The sequence below is a fragment of the Streptomyces katrae genome (genome assembly GCF_000717655.1).
Taxonomy (GTDB): domain Bacteria; phylum Actinomycetota; class Actinomycetes; order Streptomycetales; family Streptomycetaceae; genus Streptomyces; species Streptomyces katrae_B.
Genome location: NZ_JNZY01000001.1, coordinates 339387 through 360724 on the forward strand (window position 1 = coordinate 339387; position 21338 = coordinate 360724).

At 73.2% G+C, this 21338-nt stretch carries 11 protein-coding genes and 1 pseudogene; 7 read left to right on the forward strand and 5 right to left on the reverse strand.

What is annotated here, in order from left to right; all coding sequences use genetic code 11:
• Positions 1-39 precede the first annotated feature (39 nt).
• The 4 genes and pseudogenes from IF09_RS0101650 to IF09_RS0101665 all read right to left on the reverse strand — a co-directional run bounded on the left by IF09_RS0101650 (position 40) and on the right by IF09_RS0101665 (position 7510).
• Positions 40-1635 carry an alpha/beta hydrolase gene (locus IF09_RS0101650; protein ID WP_051831992.1) on the reverse strand — a complete coding sequence of 532 codons (1596 nt, stop codon included), beginning with the start codon at positions 1633-1635 and terminating at the stop codon, positions 40-42.
• A gap of 83 nt (positions 1636-1718) precedes the next feature.
• Positions 1719-2387: a hypothetical protein gene (locus IF09_RS45425; RefSeq protein WP_158709894.1), complete on the reverse strand. Its 669-nt coding sequence runs from the start codon at positions 2385-2387 to the stop codon at positions 1719-1721.
• A gap of 2 nt (positions 2388-2389) precedes the next feature.
• Positions 2390-4343: pseudogene (locus tag IF09_RS0101660) on the reverse strand (RHS repeat-associated core domain-containing protein); the annotation flags it as partial.
• Between the two features lie 293 nt (positions 4344-4636).
• A complete protein-coding gene (locus IF09_RS0101665; RefSeq protein ID WP_051831993.1) occupies positions 4637-7510 on the reverse strand; it encodes a lysylphosphatidylglycerol synthase transmembrane domain-containing protein in 2874 nt (957 codons plus the stop codon).
• A gap of 119 nt (positions 7511-7629) precedes the next feature.
• Here IF09_RS0101665 and IF09_RS0101670 point away from each other — a divergent pair, with 119 nt between their 5' ends.
• The 5 genes from IF09_RS0101670 (at position 7630) to nudC (ending at position 17875) form a co-directional block, all read left to right on the forward strand.
• Positions 7630-7977: an MGMT family protein gene (locus IF09_RS0101670; RefSeq protein ID WP_051832013.1), complete on the forward strand. Its 348-nt coding sequence runs from the start codon at positions 7630-7632 to the stop codon at positions 7975-7977.
• A 237-nt stretch (positions 7978-8214) separates the two neighbouring features.
• Positions 8215-11658 carry an ATP-dependent DNA helicase gene (locus tag IF09_RS0101675; protein WP_030291210.1) on the forward strand — a complete coding sequence of 1148 codons (3444 nt, stop codon included), beginning with the start codon at positions 8215-8217 and terminating at the stop codon, positions 11656-11658.
• 102 nt (positions 11659-11760) lie between these two features.
• Positions 11761-15426: an ATP-dependent DNA helicase gene (locus tag IF09_RS0101680; RefSeq protein ID WP_030291212.1), complete on the forward strand. Its 3666-nt coding sequence runs from the start codon at positions 11761-11763 to the stop codon at positions 15424-15426.
• 9 nt (positions 15427-15435) lie between these two features.
• Positions 15436-16842 (forward strand): dipeptidase, encoded by a 1407-nt coding sequence (locus IF09_RS0101685; RefSeq protein WP_030291213.1) that lies wholly within the window; start codon positions 15436-15438, stop codon positions 16840-16842.
• Positions 16843-16933: 91 nt separating this feature from the next.
• On the forward strand, positions 16934-17875 hold the full coding sequence (gene nudC, locus IF09_RS0101690) for an NAD(+) diphosphatase (RefSeq protein WP_030291215.1): 942 nt from the start codon (positions 16934-16936) through the stop codon (positions 17873-17875).
• 123 nt (positions 17876-17998) lie between these two features.
• Here nudC and IF09_RS0101695 read toward each other — a convergent pair whose 3' ends face one another.
• Positions 17999-18259, reverse strand: a complete 261-nt coding sequence (locus tag IF09_RS0101695) for a mycoredoxin (RefSeq protein WP_030291216.1) — start codon at positions 18257-18259, stop codon at positions 17999-18001.
• Between the two features lie 131 nt (positions 18260-18390).
• Between IF09_RS0101695 and IF09_RS0101700 the strand changes: the two genes are divergently transcribed.
• Positions 18391-20625: an ATP-dependent DNA helicase UvrD2 gene (locus IF09_RS0101700; protein ID WP_051831994.1), complete on the forward strand. Its 2235-nt coding sequence runs from the start codon at positions 18391-18393 to the stop codon at positions 20623-20625.
• A gap of 167 nt (positions 20626-20792) precedes the next feature.
• The gene (locus IF09_RS0101705; protein WP_030291220.1) at positions 20793-21146 is read left to right on the forward strand and encodes a hypothetical protein; all 354 of its coding nucleotides are present in this window, start codon (positions 20793-20795) and stop codon (positions 21144-21146) included.
• The last annotated feature ends 192 nt before the right edge of the window (positions 21147-21338 follow it).

Genomic DNA, 21338 nt, shown 5'->3' on the forward strand with positions numbered 1-21338 from the left:
GGGCCGTTCCGCGCAGCCGCGGAACGGCCCCCCGGTGCGTCAGGCGCCCTGTGACCGGGGCTCCGGTGCGACGGGAGTCCCGGAGGGGTTCGGCGAAGCGGTGCAGACCGTGTCGGCGGCGGGGACCTTCCCGTCCAGCAGGTAGGAGTTCACCGCCTGCTGCACGCACTTGTCGCCGCTGTTGTACGCCCCGTGCCCCTCGCCCTTGTACGTGAGCTCCACACCGACGCCGGGGCCGAGCCGCTCCACCATCTTGCGGGCGCCCTCGTACGGGGTGGCCGGGTCGCCGGTGTTGCCGATCACCAGGACGGGCGCGGCGCCGGGGGCCGAGACGTCCGGGGTCTCCCAGGCGCCCGGGACCGGCCAGTCGGTGCAGCTCATCAGGGCCCAGCCGAGGAAGTCCCCGAAGACGGGGGAGGCGGCGCGGAAGGCGGGCAGCTTCGCCTTCGTCTGCTCGAGCGTGAACCGGTCCCTGAAGTCGGCGCAGTTGATCGCCGTGTTGGCGGCGCCGATGTTGCTGTAGTGCCCCTGCTGGTCACGGCCGTTGAGCGCGTCGGACAGTGCCATCAGCAGCTGCCCCTGCCCGCCGTCGGCCTCGTCCAGCCCCTGCTCCAGCAGCGGCCACAGTTCCTGGGAGTACAGGGCCTGCGCGATGCCGTTGGTCGCGGCGGAGTCGGTGAGCATCCGCGTGCCGATGCCGGGGATGGGCTTGTCGGCCAGGCTCTTCTGCAGCTTGATGATGTTGTCCTCGATCTCCTTGGCGGTGCTGCCCTGGAGCCGGCACTCGTCGCCGCGGTTCACGCAGTCCTGCGCGAAGTTGCCGAGGGCCAGCTGGAACCCCTTGGCCTGACCCAGTGCCCCCTCTTCGGAGGTCTTGGTCGGATCGACGACGGCGTCGAAGACGGCCCGGCCGACGTTCTTCGGGAAGAGGTGGGCGTAGACCCCGCCGAGCTCGGTCCCGTAGGAGATCCCGAAGTAGTTCAGCTTGTCGTCGCCGAGGGCCTGGCGGATCCGGTCGAGGTCGCGGGCGGCGTTCTCGGTGCCGACGTACGGCAGCAGGCGGCCGGAGTTGTCCTTGCAGGCCTGCTGGTACTTGTCGATGTTGCCGACGAAGGCCTTCTCCTCGGCCGGTGTCTCGGGACTCGAGTCCTGGGCGTAGTAGGCGTCGAGCTGCTTGTCGTCCTCGCACCGGACGGGGGCGCTGCGGCCGACGCCGCGCGGGTCGAAGCTCACGAGGTCGTACCGCGAGCGGAGTGCCTCGTACTCCTTGGCGGCGCCCGGCAGCGTACTGATCCCGGACCCCCCGGGTCCGCCGAAGTTGAACACGAGCGAGCCGAGCCGCTTGCCCTTGTCCCGCGCCTTGGCCCGGATCAGCGCGAGCGGAATGGTCTCGCCCTCGGGCTTGGCGTAGTCGAGGGGCACCTGGAGCGTGGCGCACTCCCAGTCCTTGGGCGGCGCCTGGCCCCCGCCTTGGGCGACGGTGGGCGCCTCGCACTCCCCCCACTTCAGCGGGGCGGCCCCGGGCGTCCCGCCGGCCTCGGGCTTGCCGGAACCGCTGTCGGAACAGCCACTGACCCCGGCCAGCCCAAGGGCAGCCACAACGGCAACGGCACCCCGCACCACGTTTCGACCCATGCCCCCATCCTGCGTGCCCCCCGCACCCCTCGCCCCCGCGCTGACCCATTCGGGTCGCCGTGGTCAGAGACGACCTGGCGGCTTCAGCGGCCGGGAACGCTGACGAGCAGTTCCTTGAGGCCGATCCGACCTGCTCCGCTGCCGACGAGGGCGACTTTGGCCAGCGGGCCGCGCCTCCTGGTTTCCGGCCGGGGCGGGTACCAGCGGAGCGCTGTCAGCAGAACCTCGACGCCGGGCACACCGACGGCTCGGAACACCATGCCGACCTGTGCCTCACCGGTGAGGCTTTCCGCCACGCACAGCAGCTCCTCGGCGGAGCTCTTCGCGAGCTGGGTCACGTACAGCCGCGCCGCGGTCGGCGGTGCGGGCTGCACGGCGATCGCCTGAATGATGAGTTCGATGTCCTCGGACGCGGCGACACAGAACTCCTGGTCGTGCTGGCTGATGGCCGTTGCGAGATCGTTGATGCCCGCTCCGTCCGGACCGGACTCGTTGACCAGCCTCGTCGGCATAATCAACGAGTTCTTCCTTTCGTCGAAGAACCAGGCGATGTTTCGCGGTGCATCTCGCACGATAGAAGCGAACATTCCCTTCAGCTCTGGGTGTGGCTCGCTGAAACGCCAACCGAGCGTAGGTGCCTGGACGAGCCCGGTGGCGTGATTGAATTCGCTGGTGGACTTGAGCCAGACCACAGGTGCGAATCGCTCAAGGGCCGCCCTGGCACGCTGGAAGCGCGACAGTGGTTCCTCCATGGTCACCTCCACTGCGTGTTCCTACGTAGCTGCCGCAGCGCGTTCAGGTCGGCCGGGCCTTCCAATCGTATGACTCGCTCGGGGTTCTGCGAGCGCAGAGCCCGCTCGTAGTCTCCTCGGGGTACTGGATCCAGACTCAGGGTCGGGTCGTAGACGTATCGACCGTCGGTGTATACCTGGTGGAATTCATATTCGACATTTCTGATTCCGTTGGCTTCGGCCTCAGGTGTCCTGAGTGTCCCGGAGGGGGTGATGTAGTGGACGACCTTTCCTTCGCCCCCTGCCTGCCTCATGATGAATTCAGATATTTCGGTGCAATCGACGTATTCGCCCCTGGGGGCTGCTCGCATGGCGTCGATCAAATTCTGTTTCGGCGGGTGGGCGGGGTTCGGCTCTCTGAAGTCAAAGGGGTCGCGCTCAGGGCACCCATCTGGTGCAAGACCGTGGGCGTCCGACCAGGTGTGGGGGTTGTGGACGTACGTGGCCGGATTCGGGGCCGGGGTGAGGCCCAGGGGGTCCGGGGAGAGGTAGCGGGCCGTTTCGGGGTCGTACGTGCGGAAGTAGTTGTGGTGGAGACCGGACTCCGGGTCGTAGTACTGGCCCGGGAAGCGGAGCGGGGTGTACGCCGTCGCGTCGCGGTTCCAGGTTGTGGTGCCCCACAGGGTGCTGCGGGTGCGCCACGCCGTCGTGCCGTCTTCGGCGAGGAGCTGGGTCGGGGTGCCGATCAGATCGGTGACGATCGCGAAGAAGCGGTCGTCCACCTCCGCCTCGTCGAGGCGTTCCGTTTGGGTGAGGGGGTGCAGGCCTTGGTGGGTCCAGGTGAGGGTGACACCGCCGGCGGTCTGCTCGCAGAGGGTCGTGCCGTCCCAGGTGAAGAGCGTTTCCTCGACGACCGTGCCCGTATCCGAGAGGCGCTGTTTGGCCGTGCGGCGGCCCAGGGGGTCGTACGTGTACCGCCACCGCGTGCCGTCCGGGGTGGTGACCGCCGTGAGCCGGTCTTCCGCGTTCCATTCGTAGCGCCACGTGTCCGGCTTGCGGGACAGGCGGGTCTTCTGCCGGAGCACCACGCGGCCCAGCGCGTCGTGTTCGTAGCGGATCGAGCCCGCGCGGGTGATGCGGGTGCCCGTGTACGTGCGCTCGCCCTGGGCCTCCGCGCCCGGGTGGCGGGTCGGCCAGGAAGCGTGCGTCTGGTTTCCGGCCTCGTCGTATGCGTACCGTTCCGACCAGGACGTCGCCTCCACCGCCGTGACGCGGGCGGCGGAGTCGAGGGTGAACGTGCGGGGGCCGGTGAGGGAGTCGTCGATGCCGGTGAGGTAGCCGTCGGCCCGGTAGCTGTAGCCGCGGCGCTGGAGGGTCCGTCCGTCCTGGCCGACGACCGACTGCGCGGCCCGGCGGCCCATGTCGTCGTACTCGTGGGTGAGGGAGAGCGACGGGTTCAGCGTGCGGGTCAGTTCCTGCCCCGCTGCGTCCCGGTCGAAGCTCAACGTGCGACCCGCCGTGGTCAGCGTCGAGCGCCTGCCCACCGCGTCGTACGTCCACGAGGACTCCGACCCCGTGGGGGTGATGCGGCTCGTGCGGCGGCCCAGGGCGTCGTACCCGTACGTGAGGGTGCGGCCGTCGACCGTCTCCGCGAGCAGCCGGGCTGCCTCGTCGCGCAGCCAGGTGACCGTTGCGTCCGGGGACACCGCACTCGAGAGGGCGTCGAAGACGTCGCACGCGTACGTCGTGACCAGACCGGCCGGTGGTGTGGCCGAGCGGGTCCGTGCGGGAGAGCAGGCGGTTGTACGCGTCGTGGGTGAAGTGGGTGGTCGCGCCCGTGGGGCCGATCTCCGCGGTGATCTGCGCGAGGTCGTTGACCAGGAACTGGGTCCGGTGGCCCAGGGAGTCGATCAGGGTGGTGCGGCCCGGCTCGTACGTGAAGCGGACGTCGAGGTGGCCGTTGGTGCCGGACTGGGCGACGCACCGGTGCCGGTCGTCGCAGTCGCGGCTGCCGGTGAGCCGGGCGTGGTGGCCCACGTCGTCCGGGGGGCCGCCTGCCTGTCGCCCTGGCTGGCGCCCCGCCCGTGCGGCCGGCCTTCTTCCGTTCACCGGGCCCTGCCCGGACCCGTCGCTCGGACGCCGGGATGGTCCGGCCCCGCCGGCGTTTGAGGCGCGGGCGCCGGGGCGGAGCCCGGCGCAGCCGGGGCTGTGCGACGGCGCCGCAGCCGCAGCCCTGCTGCCGCGGCCCGGCACCCCCGACCCCAGCGGAGCTAGATGGCTTCCTTGCGGGTCAGGTAGTTGAACGAGATCCAGCCCGGCAGCACCGGCAGCCAGAACGTCATCAGGCGGAACAGCAGCACCGCCGAGATGGCGACCTCCTTGTCCAGCCCGGCGGCGATCAGGCCCAGCGTCAGGGTCGTCTCCACCGCGCCGATACCGCCCGGCGTCGGCGCCGCCGAGCCCAGGGCGTTGCCCGCCAGGAAGACCACCGCGATGCTCGCGTAGCTGAGGGCCTGGCCGCCTCCGAACGCCCGGATCGACGCGTCCAGGCACATCACGAAGCAGCCGGTCAGCAGCAGCATGCCGCCGATGCCCGTCATGAGCTTCTGCGGCCGCTGGAGCACGTCCAGCATGCGCGGCACGACACCCGCGAACAGCGCCCGTACCCGCGTCGCCACGAACTTCCGCAGGAACGGGACCGCCGTCACCACCAGCACCAGCACCGCCACCGTGAGCAGACCCGCGATGACCGTCCGGGACGGGGTCATCTCCGGGGTCTTCTCGGTGCCCGTCAGGTATCCGAAGGCCAGCAGCAGCAGGATGTGGCTCGCCAGCCCGAACAGCTGCGAGGCTCCCACGCTCGCCACCGCCAGACCCGGCCGGATCCCCGCCCGCTGCAGGAACCGCGTGTTCAGCGCGACACCGCCGACCGCCGCCGGCGCCACCAGCTTCACGAAGGACCCCGCCACCTGCGCGACCACCGTCCGCAGGAACGAGACCCGCTCCGGCACGAAGCCCAGCAGGCTCATCGCCGCCGCGAAGTACGTCAGCGCCGAGAAGGCCAGCGCGGCCCCCACCCAGCCCCACTCCGCCTCGCCGACGATCGTCGCGAAGTCCACGTGCGCCAGCTGCGTGAGCAGGAAGTACGCACCGAACGCGCCCGCGATGAACGACACCAGCGTGCGCGGCCGGATCCGCTCCAGGCGGGCCGGCTCCACCGGCGCCTGCGGGCGGATCAGCAGCACCTGCTGGCGGATCTGGCTCAGCAGGTCCTCCTCGCGGGCCCCGTCGAGCGCGTCGTCCAGCGCCTTCTTCTCGGCCTTCTTCTCCGCGGCCGTGACCGCCGCCGACTTGGCCCCGGGCTTCCCCGCCTTGCCCGCCTTCCGGTCCGGCTTCGCCTCCTCCGCAGCCGCCTCGCGCGCCGACTTCGCCGCCCGCGAGGACTCCAGTACGGCCTCCCGCTGCCGGTCGGCCCGCTCGCGGGCCAGCCTGCGCAGCGTCGCCCGGGTGGAGCGGCTCAGTGCGATCGGCTGGAGCAGCGGCAGGCAGTCCGCCACCGCGTCCGGGCCGAGCACCGACACCGCCGAGGCCACCGCGCGCTCCGCGCCGATCCGCAGGCCGAGCGTGGTCAGCAGCTGCGCGATGTCCATCCGGAGCACCAGGTCGCCGGCCGCGATCTCGCCGCCGCGCAGGTCGGTGAGGACGACATTGCCGGAACGATCCACCACGAGCGCGTCGCCGGTGAGCCGCCGGTGCGCGATCCGCCGCGACTGGAGCGCCCGTACCTGCTTCCACGTGCTGCGGGTCAGGTCGTCGGTGATCTCCTCGTCGGCGAGCGCGTCGAGGGGCCGGCCGTCCAGGTGCTCGTACACGAGCATGACGGCGTCCGGGCCCAGTTCGGAGGTGGCGATCAGCTTCGGCGCGTTGGCCCCGGCCGCGATGGCCGCGTACGCGAGGAGCGCCTCCTGTTCCAGTGCCTGGCGCAGCGACTGGAGGCTGCGCCGGGTCGTGATGCCGCGCAGGGTGAGCCGGCGCCAGACCCGGTAGAAGAACCCGTGCGCCTGCTGCTCGCGGTCGACGACGGTGACGTCGAGCGGCGGGCCGTCCTCCAGAGTGACGTGGTACCGGCGGCCCCGGTCGCTCACCTCCGAGGCGTCGGCGCCGTCCGGGAGCTCCGCGCGCATGGCGCTGACCGGCTTGAAGCCGACCCGGCGCAGGCCGGCGAGGAGGGTCTGCCCGGTGGGGCGGACGTTCGGCGAGCCGACGGCGTACAGGGTCCCGTACGCGACGCTCCAGCCGATCAGCACGGTCAGGATGATCGAGAACGGAGTGGTGTACCCGCTGACCAGCATCGCGAAGGCGTCCAGCAGCAGCACCACCCACAGCGCGACCCGCCAGCGCGGCCTGCGGGTCATGCCGACGGCGGTCATGTACGCGATGACGGGCGCGAGGTAGCCGTGCACCGGGTCGGTGAGGGGGCCGCCGAAGCTGGTGGGACGGGTGAGGGCTTCCTGGATGGTGTCGGAGGCGGCCTGGGAGACCCACAGGTCGGTGGCCAGGGTGACGCCGTGCGCGAGGACCGCGGCGAGCACGCCGTCGGCGATGCGCAGCCCGTCCCGCTTGATCAGCCGCTCGATGGCGAAGGCCACGGGTACGAGCAGCACGGCGATGCTGGACACCAGCCCGGCGACCTTGATCAGCAGATCGGGTGCGGCACCGGTGCCCTGGGAGATGTCGGCTTCGAGGCCGGCGGTGGTGCGGTGGGCGAAGGCGGCGATGGCGAGGACGACGGCGATGCCGAGGACACCGACGAGCAGGCGTACGAGGTCGGAGGGGCGGTGGACGCGGGCGGCGAGCAGCGGCTCGTCGACCTCGACGTGGTCGGCGGACGCGGAGGCGCGCCCGTGCGGCCCGTCGGCGCCGGGCTCGTCCCCAGATCCGGCTCCGGCTCCGGCTCCGGTTCCGGTTCCGGCGTTGGCCCGGGCCCGGGGTCCGGGCGCGGTCCGGCCGGGTGGCTCGTCGGGGAGCTTCCCGGGCCCGGGGTGCGGGTCCGGGCGCGTGCCGTCGTCCTCAGCCGCGCCGTCCGGAGGGCTCACACCCTGCTCCTTCGTCGTCACTTCCGTCTCTTCTTGATCGCGTATCACCAGTCACCGCCCGGAAGATGGTGGCACGGACCGACCGGCGGGCGGGTCATCAGGGTGCGCGCCGGTACGGAAGGAAACCTTCCGGGAACCGGTCCGTGATGTACGGCACCATGGGCGCAATGAGCGAAGAGCTGCCCGCGTACGCGGAGCGGGTGCTGGAGGCGGCCGAGCGGATTCCGCCCGGCCGGGTGATGACGTACGGGGACGTCGCCGAATGGCTCGGCGAGGGCGGGCCGCGCCAAGTCGGGCGCGTGATGGCCCTGTACGGGGGAGCCGTGCCCTGGTGGCGGGTGGTCCGGTCGGACGGGCGACCGCTGCCCGGCAGCGAGCACCGGGCCCTGGAGCGCTACCGCGCGGAGGCCACCCCGCTGCGGCTGACCGCCGACGGCGAGGCCCGGCTGAACATGCCGCGGGCGCGCTGGGACGGGCTGGAGGAGCACGCCGCACGGGACGAGGGTCACATCTGACAGCTTGGTCCATGCGCGGCCCGGGCGGGCGGTCGAGCGCCCGTACGGGCGACGGTACGGGGGACCGGCGAGGGTTGCTGCGGCCCCCCTGCCCGTGCCCCGGGGAACTGCGCGGGACCCGCCGGTTGCCGTAGCGTTGCCTCTTCGGCAAGCGCGGCCGCGGCCGCGGAGCCCGCTGCGAGCGCAGCAACCGCAGTAACCGCAGACCCACCAGGACCTGGACCGGCACCCCACGTGATCACCTCTCCATCCGACCGCTCCGAGCGGCGGCGTACGCGGACCCCTGACGCGTACCGCCTCGTGCGCACCGGGCCGCAGCGGGTGGATCCCCCTGTTCTGGACGCAGCGCAGCAGGCGGTGGTTGATCACGCCCACGGACCGCTTCTCGTCCTGGCCGGACCGGGCACCGGTAAGACGACCACGCTGGTCGAGGCGGCCGCGGCCCGGGTCGAAGCCGGGACGGACCCCGCCCGGATCCTGATCCTCACCTTCAGCCGCAAGGCGGCGGTGGAGCTGCGCGACCGGGCCGCCCTGCGGCTCGGCGGGGCGCGGGCTCCGCAGGCCACCACGTTCCACTCCTTCTGCTACGGGCTGGTCCGCGCCCACCAGGACACCGACCTGTTCGCGGATCCGCTGCGCCTGCTGTCCGGTCCGGAGCAGGACGTGACCGTCCGCACCCTGCTGGAGGGCCAGCGGCACATCCGGTCCATCCGCTGGCCGGACGACCTGCGGGCCGCGCTGACCACGCGCGGCTTCGCGGACGAGGTCCGCGCGGTGCTCGCCCGCGCCCGCGAGCTGGGCCTCGGCCCGACGGCGCTGGACGCGTTCGCGACCCGGCTGGGCCGCCCGGACTGGAAGGCGGCGGCCGCGTTCCTCTCCGAGTACCTGGACGTCCTCGACCTGCAGGGCACGCTGGACTACGCGGAGCTGGTCCACCGGGCGGTCCTGCTGGCGGAACGCACCCCGTCCCTCACCGGCGCCTACGACGTGATCTACGTGGACGAGTACCAGGACACGGACGCCTCCCAGATGCGCCTGCTGCGGGCCCTGGCCGGGCCGGCGGGCACGCTGGTGGCGTTCGGCGACCCGGACCAGTCGATCTACGCCTTCCGCGGCGCCGACATCAACAACGTCCTGGACTTCGAGGGCTCCTTCCCGGGCGCGTCGGTGCACGCCCTGACGGTGGCCCGGCGCTCGGGCGCCAACCTCCTGGCGGCGACCCGCCTCCTGACCACCCGTATGCCGGTCCCGCGCCTCCCCTCGGCGGCGGTCCGCGCCCACCGCGCCCTGACCCCCGTCCGGGAGGGCGGCGCGGTGGAGGTGTTCACGTACCCCACGGCCGGGGCCGAGCTGGACAACATCGCCGACATCCTGCGCCGCGCGCACCTGGAGGACGGCGTTCCGTGGCAGGACATGGCCGTCCTGGTCCGCGCCGGCGGCCGCACCCTCCCGGCAATGCGCCGCGCCCTGATCTCGGCGGGGGTCCCGGCGGAAACGGACGGCTCGGACACCCCCCTCCGCCACGAACCGGCGATCACCCCCCTCCTCACGGCCCTCCGCACGGCCGCCACCCCGGCCGCGGCCGACCGCCACCCCGCCCCGGCCCCGGCCTCCGCCACCCCGGCCCCGGCCTCCGCCGCCGCGGGCACGGCCGACCCCGGCCTGCCCGGCCCCGGCACCGCACCGGACCCCGAGCCTGCCGCCGGCGACGACGGTGCCCCCGAGCCTTCCGCAGGCGACGGCGGCGAAGCCGAGCGTTCCGGCGGCGAAGGCGCCGGGTCCGAGCACGCCGCGGGCGAGGGCGAAGGGTGGGTCGGGGTCGAGGCGGCGCTCGCGCTGCTGAGTTCGCCCCTCGGCGGGATGGACGCCGCCGATCTGCGGCGGCTCGGGCGGGCCCTGCGCGACGAGGAGCGGGCCGCCGGCATCAAGGTGCCGGCCCCCTCCGACGTCCTGCTCGCCCGCGCCCTTGCCGAGCCCGAACGGCTCACCGCCCACGACCCCGCCTACGCCCGCGGAGCGCAGCGCCTCGGCCTGCTGCTGCGCAAGACCCGCGAGCTCCTCCAGGGCGGCGGCACCGCCGAGGAGGCCCTGTGGACCCTCTGGGAGGGCACCCCCTGGCCCCAGCGCCTTGAGCGGGGCGCCCGCCGCGGCGGCGCGGCCGGCCGCAACGCCGACCGCGATCTCGACGCCGTCTGCGCGCTCTTCGACACCGCCGCCCGCGCCGAGGAGCGCACCGGCGGCCGCGGCGCCCTCAACTTCCTCGAACAGCTCGAGGCCGAGGACATCGCCGCCGACACCCTCACCACCCGCGCCACCCGCTCCGAGGCCGTCCGCCTCATGACCGCCCACCGTTCCAAGGGCCTGGAGTGGCGGCTCGTCGTCGTGGCCGGCGTACAGGAAGGGCTCTGGCCCGACCTGCGCCGCCGCGGCTCCCTCCTCGAAGCCGACCGCATCGGCCGGGACGGCCTCGCCGAGCCCCTCACCCCCGGCGCGCTGCTCGCCGAGGAGCGCCGCCTCTTCTACGTCGCCGCCACCCGCGCCCGCGACCGCCTCGTCGTCACCGCCGTCAAGGCCCCCGCAGAGGACGGCGACCAGCCCTCCCGCTTCCTCACCGAGCTCGGCGTCACCCCCAAGGACGTCACCGGCCGACCCCGCCGGCCCCTCGCCGTCCCCGCGCTCGTCGCCGAGCTGCGCGCCACCACCGTCGACCCCGATGCCTCGCCCGCGCTGCGCGACGCCGCCGCCCGCCGCCTCGCCCGCCTCGCCGCGCTCACCGACGAGGACGACCGCCCGCTGGTCCCCGCAGCGCACCCGCAGCGCTGGTGGGGGCTGTACGAGCCCACCCGCAGCAGCGTCCCGCTGCGCGACCGGGACCGGCCCGTCACGCTCTCCGGCAGCGCCCTGGACCAGCTCGCCAACACCTGTTCCCTCCAGTGGTTCCTCGGCCGCGAGGTCAAGGCCGACGCCCCCTCCACCGCCGCCCAGGGCTTCGGCAACGTCGTCCACGTCCTCGCCGACGAGGTCGCCTCCGGCCGCACCCCCGCCGACCTCGCCGTCTTGATGGAACGCCTCGACTCCGTCTGGGACGCCCTCGCCTTCGACGCCCCCTGGAAATCCCGCCAGGAGAAGGACAACGCTCGCGCCGCCCTGGAGCGCTTCCTGCGCTGGCACACCACCGACCGCGCGGGCAGGGCGGCCGTGGCCACGGAGCACGCGTTCGACGTCACGCTCGAAGCGGGCGACCACACCGTCCGGATCCGGGGCTCCATGGACAGGGTCGAATCGGACCCCCTGGGGCGTGCGTACGTCGTGGACTTCAAGACCGGCAAGGCCGCGCCCACGAAGGACGAGGTCGCGCGGCACCCCCAGCTCGCCGTGTACCAGCTCGCCGTACGCGAAGGCGCCGTCGACGAGGTCTTCGACGGGCTGCGCCCCGAAGCGGGCGGTGCCGAGCTGGTGCAGTTGCGCCAGGGCGCCGCCCAGCGCGACGGCGGCGACGCGGTGCCCAGGATCCAGGCGCAGCAGCCGCTGAACGGCGAATGGGTCGGCGACCTGCTCGCCACCGCCGCCGGCCGGGTCCTGGACGAGCGCTTCGCGCCCGCCACCGGCAAGCACTGCGACCACTGCTCCTTCCGCAGCTCGTGCAGCGCCCGCCCGGAGGGCCGGCAGACGGTGGAGTGAGTCACACGGCCGCAACCTCGGGGCAACCAGCGGCTGGCCGTCGGCCGACCGGCCGGTGAGACGGCGGCCGGGAGTGTCCGTGGGTCCGGCTAGCCTCTTCACGTGTCCGCGCGTCCGTCCGTCCTCACCGGCCCCGAGCAGCTCAAGGAGCTCCTCGGCATCCCCTTCACGCCCGAACAGCTGGCCTGCATCACCGCCCCTGCCGCCCCTCAGGTCATCGTGGCCGGCGCCGGCTCCGGCAAGACCACGGTCATGGCCGCCCGCGTGGTCTGGCTGGTCGGCACCGGAGCCGTCGCGCCCGAGCAGGTCCTCGGCCTGACCTTCACCAACAAGGCCGCCGGCGAGCTCGCCGAGCGCGTGCGCAAGGCCCTCGCGCGGGCCGGCATCACCGACCCGGACCCTCCCCCCGGCTTCGCCGGGGGGACCCCCACCGCCGCCGGGCCCGACGCGGCCGGCGGCGAGCCGCGCATCTCCACGTACCACGCCTTCGCCGGCCAGCTCCTCAAGGACCACGGCCTGCGCATCGGCCTGGAGCCCAGCGCCCGCCTCCTCGCCGACGCCACCCGCTTCCAGCTCGCCGCGCGCGTGCTCCGCGAGGCGCCCGGCCCGTACCCGGCGCTCACCAAATCCGTCCCCGACCTGGTCAGCGACCTGCTCGCGCTGGACGGCGAACTCTCCGAGCACCTGGTCACCCCGGCCGAGCTGCGCGCGTACGACACGGAGCTCCTCGACGCCCTCGCCGGCGCCAAGCTCACCAACGACGACCTGCGCAAGGTCCCCGAGGCCGTGCGCGGCCGCCTCGAGCTGCTGGAGCTGACCGAGCGCTACCGCACCGCCAAACGCTCCCGCGACCTGCTCGACTTCAGCGACCAGATAGCCCTCTCCGCGCAGCTCGCCACCACCCGGCCCGAGGTCGGGGCGCTGCTGCGCGAGGAGTTCCGGGTGGTCCTCCTCGACGAGTACCAGGACACGTCCGTGGCCCAGCGCCTCCTGCTGTCCGGCCTGTTCGGCGGAGGCAGCGGACACGCCGTGACCGCCGTCGGCGACCCCTGCCAGGCGATCTACGGCTGGCGCGGAGCGTCCGTGGCCAACCTGGACGACTTCCCCGAGCACTTCCCGCACGCCGACGGCAGCCCCGCGACCCGGTTCTCGCTGAGCGAGAACCGGCGCAGCGGCGGCCGCCTCCTCGACCTGGCCAACGAGCTGGCCGCCCCGCTGCGGTCCATGCACGAGGGCGTCGAAGCGCTGCGCGCGGCGCCGGGGGAGGAGCAGGCCGGCACCGTCCGCTGCGCCCTGCTGAACACGCACGCCGAGGAGATGGAGTGGCTCGCGGACTCGGTCGCGCACCTGGTCCGCACGGGGACGGAGCCGCGCGAGATCGCGGTGCTGTGCCGGTCCGCGCGGGACTTCGCGCAGATCCAGGCCGTACTGGTGGCCCGGGACGTGCCGGTGGAGGTCGTCGGGCTCTCCGGGCTGCTGCACCTGCCGGAGGTCGCGGACCTGGTCGCGGTGTGCGAGGTGCTCCAGGACCCGGGGGCCAACGCCTCCCTGGTCCGGCTCCTCATCGGCCCGCGCTGGCGGATCGGCGCCCGCGACCTGGCGCTGCTGGGCCGCCGGGCACGGCAGCTGGTCGGCCGCGCGGCGGGTGAGGTGGACCCGGACGAGCGCCTCGCGGCGGCGGTGGAGGGCGTGGACCCGGCGGAGATCGTGTCGCTGGCGGACGCGCTGGAGACGTTCCTCGACGGCTCCGGCTCTGTTGCGGACGACCTGCCGTTCTCTGCCGCAGCCCGGGTCCGTTTCGCGCACCTGGCCCAGGAGCTGCGTGACCTGCGGCGTTCGCTCTCCGACCCGCTGATGGACGTACTGCACCGGGTGCTGGCCGCGACCGGCCTCGACGTGGAGCTGTCGGCGTCGCCGCACGCGCTGGCGGCCCGGCGCCGCGAGTCGCTGTCCGGCTTCCTGGACGTGGCGGCCGGCTTCGCGTCGCTGGACGGCGAGGCGTCCCTGCTGGCCTTCCTCGGCTTCCTCCGCACGGCGGTCCAGTACGAGAAGGGCCTGGACCACGCCCTGCCCGGCGGGGAGAACACGGTGAAGGTGCTCACCGCCCACAAGTCCAAGGGGCTGGAGTGGGACGTGGTGGTGGTCCCGGACCTCTGCGCGGGCTCGTTCCCGAAGGAGAAGGCCCCGGAGCCGTGGACCTCGTACGCCAAGGTCCTGCCGTACGGTCTGCGCGGCGACGCGGCCACCCTCCCGGCCGATCCGGCGTGGACCTCGGCAGGCCTGAAGTCCTTCAAGGCCGCCCTGAAGGAGCACAAGGCGGTGGAGGAACTCCGCCTGGGCTACGTGACGTTCACCCGCCCGCGCTCGCTCCTCCTGGCCTCGGCGCACTGGTGGGGCCCCACGCAGAAGAAGCGCCGCGGCCCGTCCCCGTTCCTGTCCTCCCTCCACGACCACTGCGTGGCGGGCCACGGCGAGATCGAAGCCTGGGCGGAGGAACCGGATCCGGACGCGGAGAACCCGTCCCTGGCCACGGAGTCCACCCCGGACCGGTCCTGGCCGCTGCCCCTGGACCCGGATTCCCTCAGGCTCCGCCGCGAGGCAGCAGCCCTGGTCGAGTCCCACCTGGCGGCCCCGGCCCCGGACCCGGCCCCGGACCCGGACCCGGCCCTGGCCCCGGCGGACCCCTTCGTCTGGCCCCCGCACTGCGAGGACCCGTCGTACGCGGACGAACCCGCCTCTGCCGACGCCGACCTGTGGGCGGCAGACGCCCCCTGGGCCGCCCCGGCCACCGCCCCGCAGGTCCCGCACGCGCGTGCCGAGGCGGGCGCCGGCCTCTGGGCCGGAGACGACGCCCTGCCCGCGCCGGACGACGCCGACCTCTGGGCGGCGGACGCGGCCTTCGCCGCTTCCGCCCCGAGCGACGGCGCGGCGGTGCCGCCCGCCCGCGCCGAGGCCGGCTCCGGTGTGCCGGGCTCCGAGGAGCCGTGGGCCGCAGACCCGCCTCCCGGCGTCACAGCCGCGCCCGGGGTCCGGGGCACCGCACGGCTCACGCCCGAGGAGGCCCGGGCCATCGCATCCTGGGACCGGGATCTCGACGCCCTCGAGGGCGAGCTCCGGCGTGCCCGCGCCGCCGTGCGCGACGTCGAGCTGCCGGCCGCCCTCTCCGCCAGCCAGCTCCTCCGCCTCGCCGCGGACGAGCAGGGCTTCGCCCGCGACCTCGCCCGCCCCATGCCCAAGCCCCCGCAGCCCGCGGCCCGCCAGGGCACGCGCTTCCACGCCTGGGTCGAGTCCCGGTTCGACGAGCTCCCGCTGCCGCTCCTCGACGTCCTCGACCCCGCCACCGAGCTGCCCGGCTCCGACCAGGAGATCGCCGACGAGGCCGACCTCGACTCCCTCAAGGCCGCCTTCGAGCGGAGCGAGTACGCCGAGCGCACCCCCCACCGCATGGAGGTCCCGGTCCAGCTCACCCTCGCCGGCCGCGTCGTCCGCGGCCGGATCGATGCCGTGTACCGCAACCACGACGGCTCGTACGAGATCGTCGACTGGAAAACCGGCCGCACCACCGAGGCCGACCCCCTCCAGCTCGCCGTCTACCGCCTGGCCTGGGCGGAAGCCACCGGCACGCCCCTCGACCGGGTCACCGCCGCCTTCCTCCACGTCCGCAGCGGCCGCGTGATCAGGCCCCGCAACCTCCCCGACCGGGCCGGTCTTGAGCGGATCCTCCAAGGCGAACCGGCCACGGACAGTGACCGGCAACCCGGCGGTTAGGCTCAGGGCATGAGCGAAACCCCGGCGGACAACGTCGTCCGCACGTACATCGAGACCCACCGCGGCGCCTTCCTCGACGACCTCGCCGAGTGGCTCCGCATTCCCTCCGTCTCGGCCCAGCCCGAGCACGCGGACGACGTACGTCGCAGCGCCGAATGGCTCGCCGCCAAGCTCAAGGAGACCGGCTTCCCGGTCACGGAGATCTGGCCGACCCCCGGCGCGCCCGCCGTCTTCGCCGAGTGGCCGAGCGCCGACCCGGACGCCCCGACCGTCCTCGTGTACGGGCACCACGACGTGCAGCCCGCCGCCGTCGCCGACGGCTGGCACACCGACCCGTTCGAGCCGGTGATCCGCGACGGCCGGATGTACGCGCGCGGCGCCGCCGACGACAAGGGCCAGGTCTTCTTCCACACCCTCGGCGTACGGGCCCACCTGGCCGCGACCGGCGCCGAGGCCCCGGCCGTGCACCTCAAGCTGATCGTCGAGGGTGAGGAGGAGTCGGGCTCCCCGCACTTCCGCGCCCTGGTCGAGCGCGAGGCGGAGCGCCTCGCGGCCGACGTCGTGATCGTCTCCGACACCGGCATGTGGTCCGAGACCACCCCCACCGTCTGCACCGGCATGCGCGGCGTCGCCGACTGCGAGATCGACCTCCACGGGCCCGACCAGGACATCCACTCCGGCGCCTTCGGCGGGGCCGTGCCCAACCCGGCCACCGTCGCCGCCCGCCTGGTCGCAGCGCTGCACGACGCCGACGAGCGGGTCACGATCCCCGGTTTCTACGACAACATCGCCGAGCTCACGGACGAGGAGCGGGCGCTGATCGCCGAGCTGCCGTTCGACGAGTCCGAGTGGCTGCGTACGGCCAAGTCGCACGCCACCGCGGGCGAGAAGGGCTACTCCACCCTGGAGCGGGTCTGGGCCCGCCCGACCGCCGAGGTCAACGGCATCGGCGGCGGCTACCAGGGCCCCGGCGGCAAGACCATCGTGCCCGCCTCCGCGCACCTGAAGCTGTCGTTCCGCCTGGTGTCCGGGCAGGACCCGTACGAGGTCGAGGCGGCCGTCCGGGACTGGGTCGCGGCGCGCATCCCGGAGGGGATCCGCCACTCCATCGTCTTCGGCGCCCCCACCCGGCCGTGCCTGACGCCGCTGGACCATCCGGCGCTGCAGTCCGTCGTGCGGGCCATGGGCCGCGCCTTCGGCGAGAAGGTCCGCTTCACCCGCGAGGGCGGCTCCGGACCGGCGGCGGACCTCCAGGACGTCCTGGACGCGCCCGTCCTGTTCCTCGGCATCTCCGTGCCGTCGGACGGCTGGCACTCGCCGAACGAGAAGGTCGAGCTGGACCTGCTCCTCAAGGGCGTCGAAACGGCCGCCCACCTGTGGGGCGACCTGGCCGCCCACCACGGGAAGCCCGCCTGACGCACGCACCCGCCACCGCACCGCACGTACCGAGACGTACCGAGTCAAGAGTCACGAGTCGCCGAGCCTGCCTGTCCCACCACCGGGGGAGTTGGAAGTACCTGTGAGCACCCATACCGAGCAGCCGATCTCGCTCACCGCGCCCAGCGGAATCGACCGCGCCGCGCACCACCGCCTCGACGAGGCCTGGCTCGCCGCCGCCTGGAGCCACCCGACGACCCGCGTGTTCGTGGTCTCCGGCGGCCAGGTCCTGATCGACGACACCCCCGACGGGGAGACCGGGATCGTGATGACCCCGGCCTTCGAGGCCCCGGTCACCGAGACGCACCGCTACTTCCTCGGCACCGACGAGGACGGCGTACGGTACTTCGCGCTCCAGAAGGACGCGCTGCCCGGCCGGATGGACCAGTCGGCCCGCGCGGCCGGCCTGCGCGAGGCCGGACTGCTGCTGTCCCCGCGCGACGCCGGGCTGATGGTGCACGCGGTGGCCCTGGAGAACTGGCAGCGGATGCACCGGTTCTGCTCCCGCTGCGGCGAGCGGACGGTGGTCGCGGCCGCCGGGCACATCCGGCGCTGCCCGGGCTGCGGAGCCGAGCACTACCCGCGCACCGACCCGGCGGTGATCATGCTGGTCACCGACGAGCACGACCGTGCGCTGCTGGGCCGGCAGGTGCACTGGCCGGAGGGGCGCTTCTCGACGCTGGCCGGGTTCGTGGAGCCGGGCGAGTCGATCGAGCAGTCGGTCGTGCGCGAGGTGTGGGAGGAGGCGGGCGTCAGGGTCGGCGAGGTCGAGTACGTCGCCAGCCAGCCCTGGCCGTTCCCGTACAGCCTGATGCTGGGCTTCACGGCGCGCGCCACCACCACGGAGATCACGGTCGACGGCGAGGAGATCCAGGAGGCCCGCTGGTTCTCCCGCGAGGAGCTGCGCGCGGCGTTCGAGTCGGGTGCGATGGTGCCCCCGTCGGGGATCTCCATTGCGGCCCGCCTGGTCGAGCGCTGGTACGGAGAGCCGCTGCCGCGCCCGCTCGCGTAGGGCGCGGGACGGACGGCGTAAGGCTTCTCACACGGCAGAAGGCCCCCGCCGCGGCGGGGGCCTTTCTGTTCACGCAGCTCTGCGTTCACGCAGCTCTGTCCACACAGCGCGCTGAGCTGCGGTTCAGACGGCGAGGGCCTGCTTGACCTGGGCCAGGCTCGGGTTCGTCATGACGGCCTCGGTGCCGGCCGGGGACACCACGAGGACGGTCGGGACCGTCTGGTTGCCGCCGTTCGCCTTCTCGACGAACGCCGCGGACTCGGGGTCCAGCTCGATGTTGATCTCGTTGTACGCGATGCCTTCCCGGTCCAGCTGGGTCTTCAGCCGGCGGCAGTAGCCGCACCAGGTCGTGCTGTACATCGTGACGGAACCCGTGTCCTGCATGCTGCGCTCTCCTCTGTGGGGTCTGGGTGGTCCGAGTACTCGAACGTACGGGACCGCGGGGCCATTCCCGCACCCGCGGTACGGCTGGTACGTCAAGTACGTCACGTCCGTCAAGGACGCCGGTACGAAGAATGCCCACACCCTGTGGACAAGTTTCCCGTGCGCCTCTGCAGACCTGGCAGCATGGCGGGGTGACATCAGCAACGCACCTCTCATCCTTCCCTGCCGGAGCCGACTCGGCCGACGCGGTGCTCCTGGGCCTGGACCCGGAGCAGCGCGAGGTCGCGACGACCCTGCGCGGGCCGGTGTGCGTGCTGGCGGGCGCGGGGACGGGCAAGACCCGGGCGATCACCCACCGCATCGCCTACGGGGTCCGCTCCGGCCAGCTGATGCCGGCGAGCGTGCTGGCCGTCACGTTCACCAACCGCGCCGCCGGCGAGATGCGCGGCCGCCTGCGCTCCCTCGGCGCCGGCGGGGTGCAGGCGAGGACGTTCCACTCCGCCGCCCTGCGCCAGCTCCAGTACTTCTGGCCCAGGGCGATCGGCGGCGAGGTGCCCCGGCTCGTCGAGCGCAAGGTCCAGCTGGTCGCCGAGGCGGGCGCGCGCTGCCGCATCCGGCTCGACCGGGGCGAGCTGCGCGATGTCACCGGCGAGATCGAGTGGGCGAAGGTCACCCAGACCGTGCCCTCCGACTATCCGGCGGCCGCCCTCAAGGCGGGCCGCGATGCCCCCCGGGACATGGCGGAGATCGCCCAGATCTACGGGACGTACGAGCAGCTCAAGCGCGACCGCGGCATGATCGACTTCGAGGACGTGCTGCTGCTCACGGTCGGCATCCTCCAGGACCGGCACGACATCGCGGAACAGATCCGCACCCAGTACCAGCACTTCGTGGTGGACGAGTACCAGGACGTCAGCCCGCTCCAGCAGCGGCTGCTCGACCTGTGGCTCGGCGAGCGCGACAGCCTCTGCGTCGTCGGTGACGCCAGCCAGACGATCTACTCCTTCACCGGGGCCACCCCGGACCACCTGCTGAACTTCCGCACCCGCTACCCGCAGGCCACCCTGGTCAAGCTGGTCCGGGACTACCGTTCCACCCCCCAGGTGGTCCACCTCGCCAACGGGCTCCTCGCCCAGGCCAAGGGCCGCGCCGCCGAACACCGCCTCGAGCTGGTCTCCCAGCGCGAGCCCGGCCCCGACCCGGTCTACGCCGAGTACCCCGACGAGCCCGCCGAGGCCGAGGGCGTCGCCATCCGGATCCGGGACCTGATCGCGGCGGGCGTCCCGGCCGGCGAGATCGCCGTGCTCTACCGCATCAACGCCCAGTCCGAGGTCTACGAGCAGGCCCTCGCCGACGCCGGGGTCCCGTACCAGCTGCGCGGCGCCGAGCGCTTCTTCGAGCGGGGCGAGGTGCAGAAGGCGATCCTCGCCCTGCGCGGCGCCGCCCGCTCCGGCGGGAACGACCCGCTGCTCGACGACGTCGTCGAGCTCGGCTCCCAGGTGCGGGCCGTGCTCAGCTCCACCGGCTGGACCAGCGAGCCGCCCGCCGGTTCCGGCGCGGTCCGCGACCAGTGGGAGTCCGTGGCCGCCCTGGTCCGGCTCGCGGAGGACTTCGCCCGGAGCCGTCCCGGGGCCACCCTGGCGGACCTGACCGTCGAGCTGGACGAGCGCCGGGCCGCCCAGCACGCCCCGACCGTCCAGGGCGTCACCCTCGCCTCGCTGCACGCGGCGAAGGGCCTGGAGTGGGACGCGGTGTTCCTGGCCGGCCTGACCGACGGCATGCTGCCGATCACGTACGCCAAGACCGACGAGCAGGTGGAGGAGGAGCGCCGGCTGCTCTACGTCGGCGTCACGCGGGCGCGGCTGCACCTGACGCTGTCCTGGGCGCTCTCCCGGGCTCCGGGCGGCCGTGCCTCCCGACGCCCCAGCCGCTTCCTGAACGGGCTGCGGCCGGGCTCTGCGGCCCCGGGCGGCAGGGCGGGCGCCGGAGACGCCACGGCCGAGCGGGGTGTCCGCAAGCGGGGCCGCCGCGGCCCGGCGCTGTGCCGGGTGTGCGGCAAGACCCTGACCGAGGCCGGCGAGCTGAAACTGATGCGCTGCGACGACTGCCCGTCCGACATGGACGAAGGCCTCTACGAGCGGCTGCGCGAGTGGCGCGCGGGGCAGGCGAAGGAGCAGGGGCTGCCCGCGTACTGCGTGTTCACGGACCGGACGCTCGTCGCGATCGCCGAGGCCGCGCCGTCCGAGGAGGGCGAGCTCTCGATGATCTCTGGAGTCGGCGGCCGCAAGCTCGACCGGTACGGGGCCGACGTCCTGGCCATCTGTGCAGGTCAGGAGCCTGGGGACGCGGATTCTGACGACGCGTAGAAACTCGTCGGAAAAATAGTTTGCACATGCCCAGCGAATCCCCATAGGTTCTTAGCAACGGAAACGGTGGCTTCTCCGAAGCTCCGGATCCGTGCTGTACTTATCCGAATACGTATGGGACAGGCCCCCGGGCCCCGTCCCCGAGACGCCGAGAGGAGGCGAGACCAGTGGCCAGCTTCATCACCAGCACCAAAATGACCGATCGCTCGGTCGCCGCTTCCTGCACGCTCGGCTCCTCCTCGCTCCTCCCGCTCCTGGGTACCGGTCTGTCTGCGATTTGCGCTGACAGCCGCGCCCTGCTGGCCGCGCCCGCCGCGCGCCTTGCGAGCGAGCGGAATGAGCGACCGACCCAGGCACCGGTGGCAGTACTGGAAGCCCAGGCGCATGGCGCCTATGGGTTTGCGGCCGCAGCCGGTGCCGCCAGTGCCGGATTCAAGACGCAGCAGACGAAGCAGACGAAGCAGCAGCACCACCTGATGTGGGCCTTCCGCGGGCTCGAACCCTGGAGTGATCCAGCCTGATTCCAAGATCAGGCCGGCGCCTTCAGGGCCGCGGAACCCCACCCGGGATCCGCGGCCCTTCTGTTTGTCCCCGAACGGGGACGACGGCACGAAGGAGCCTCGGGACTGGCAAGACCAGTCGGTGTGAGAGGTAGCCCAGCCGCCCCCGGCCGGACCCGGCCGGAACGACTAGCCAACCAAGACGAGGAAGAA

Excerpts from the sequence above, each read along its gene's own strand:
- IF09_RS0101670 (WP_051832013.1), top strand. The coding sequence starts at position 7,630 with ATGAGCGAAGAGCTGCCCGCGTACGCGGAGCGGGTGCTGGAGGCGGCC.
- IF09_RS0101685 (WP_030291213.1), top strand. The coding sequence starts at position 15,436 with ATGAGCGAAACCCCGGCGGACAACGTCGTCCGCACGTACATCGAGACC.
- IF09_RS0101650 (WP_051831992.1), bottom strand. The coding sequence starts at position 1,635 with ATGGGTCGAAACGTGGTGCGGGGTGCCGTTGCCGTTGTGGCTGCCCTT.
- IF09_RS0101695 (WP_030291216.1), bottom strand. The coding sequence starts at position 18,259 with ATGCAGGACACGGGTTCCGTCACGATGTACAGCACGACCTGGTGCGGC.
- IF09_RS0101700 (WP_051831994.1), top strand. The coding sequence starts at position 18,391 with ATGCCCACACCCTGTGGACAAGTTTCCCGTGCGCCTCTGCAGACCTGG.
- IF09_RS45425 (WP_158709894.1), bottom strand. The coding sequence starts at position 2,387 with ATGGAGGAACCACTGTCGCGCTTCCAGCGTGCCAGGGCGGCCCTTGAG.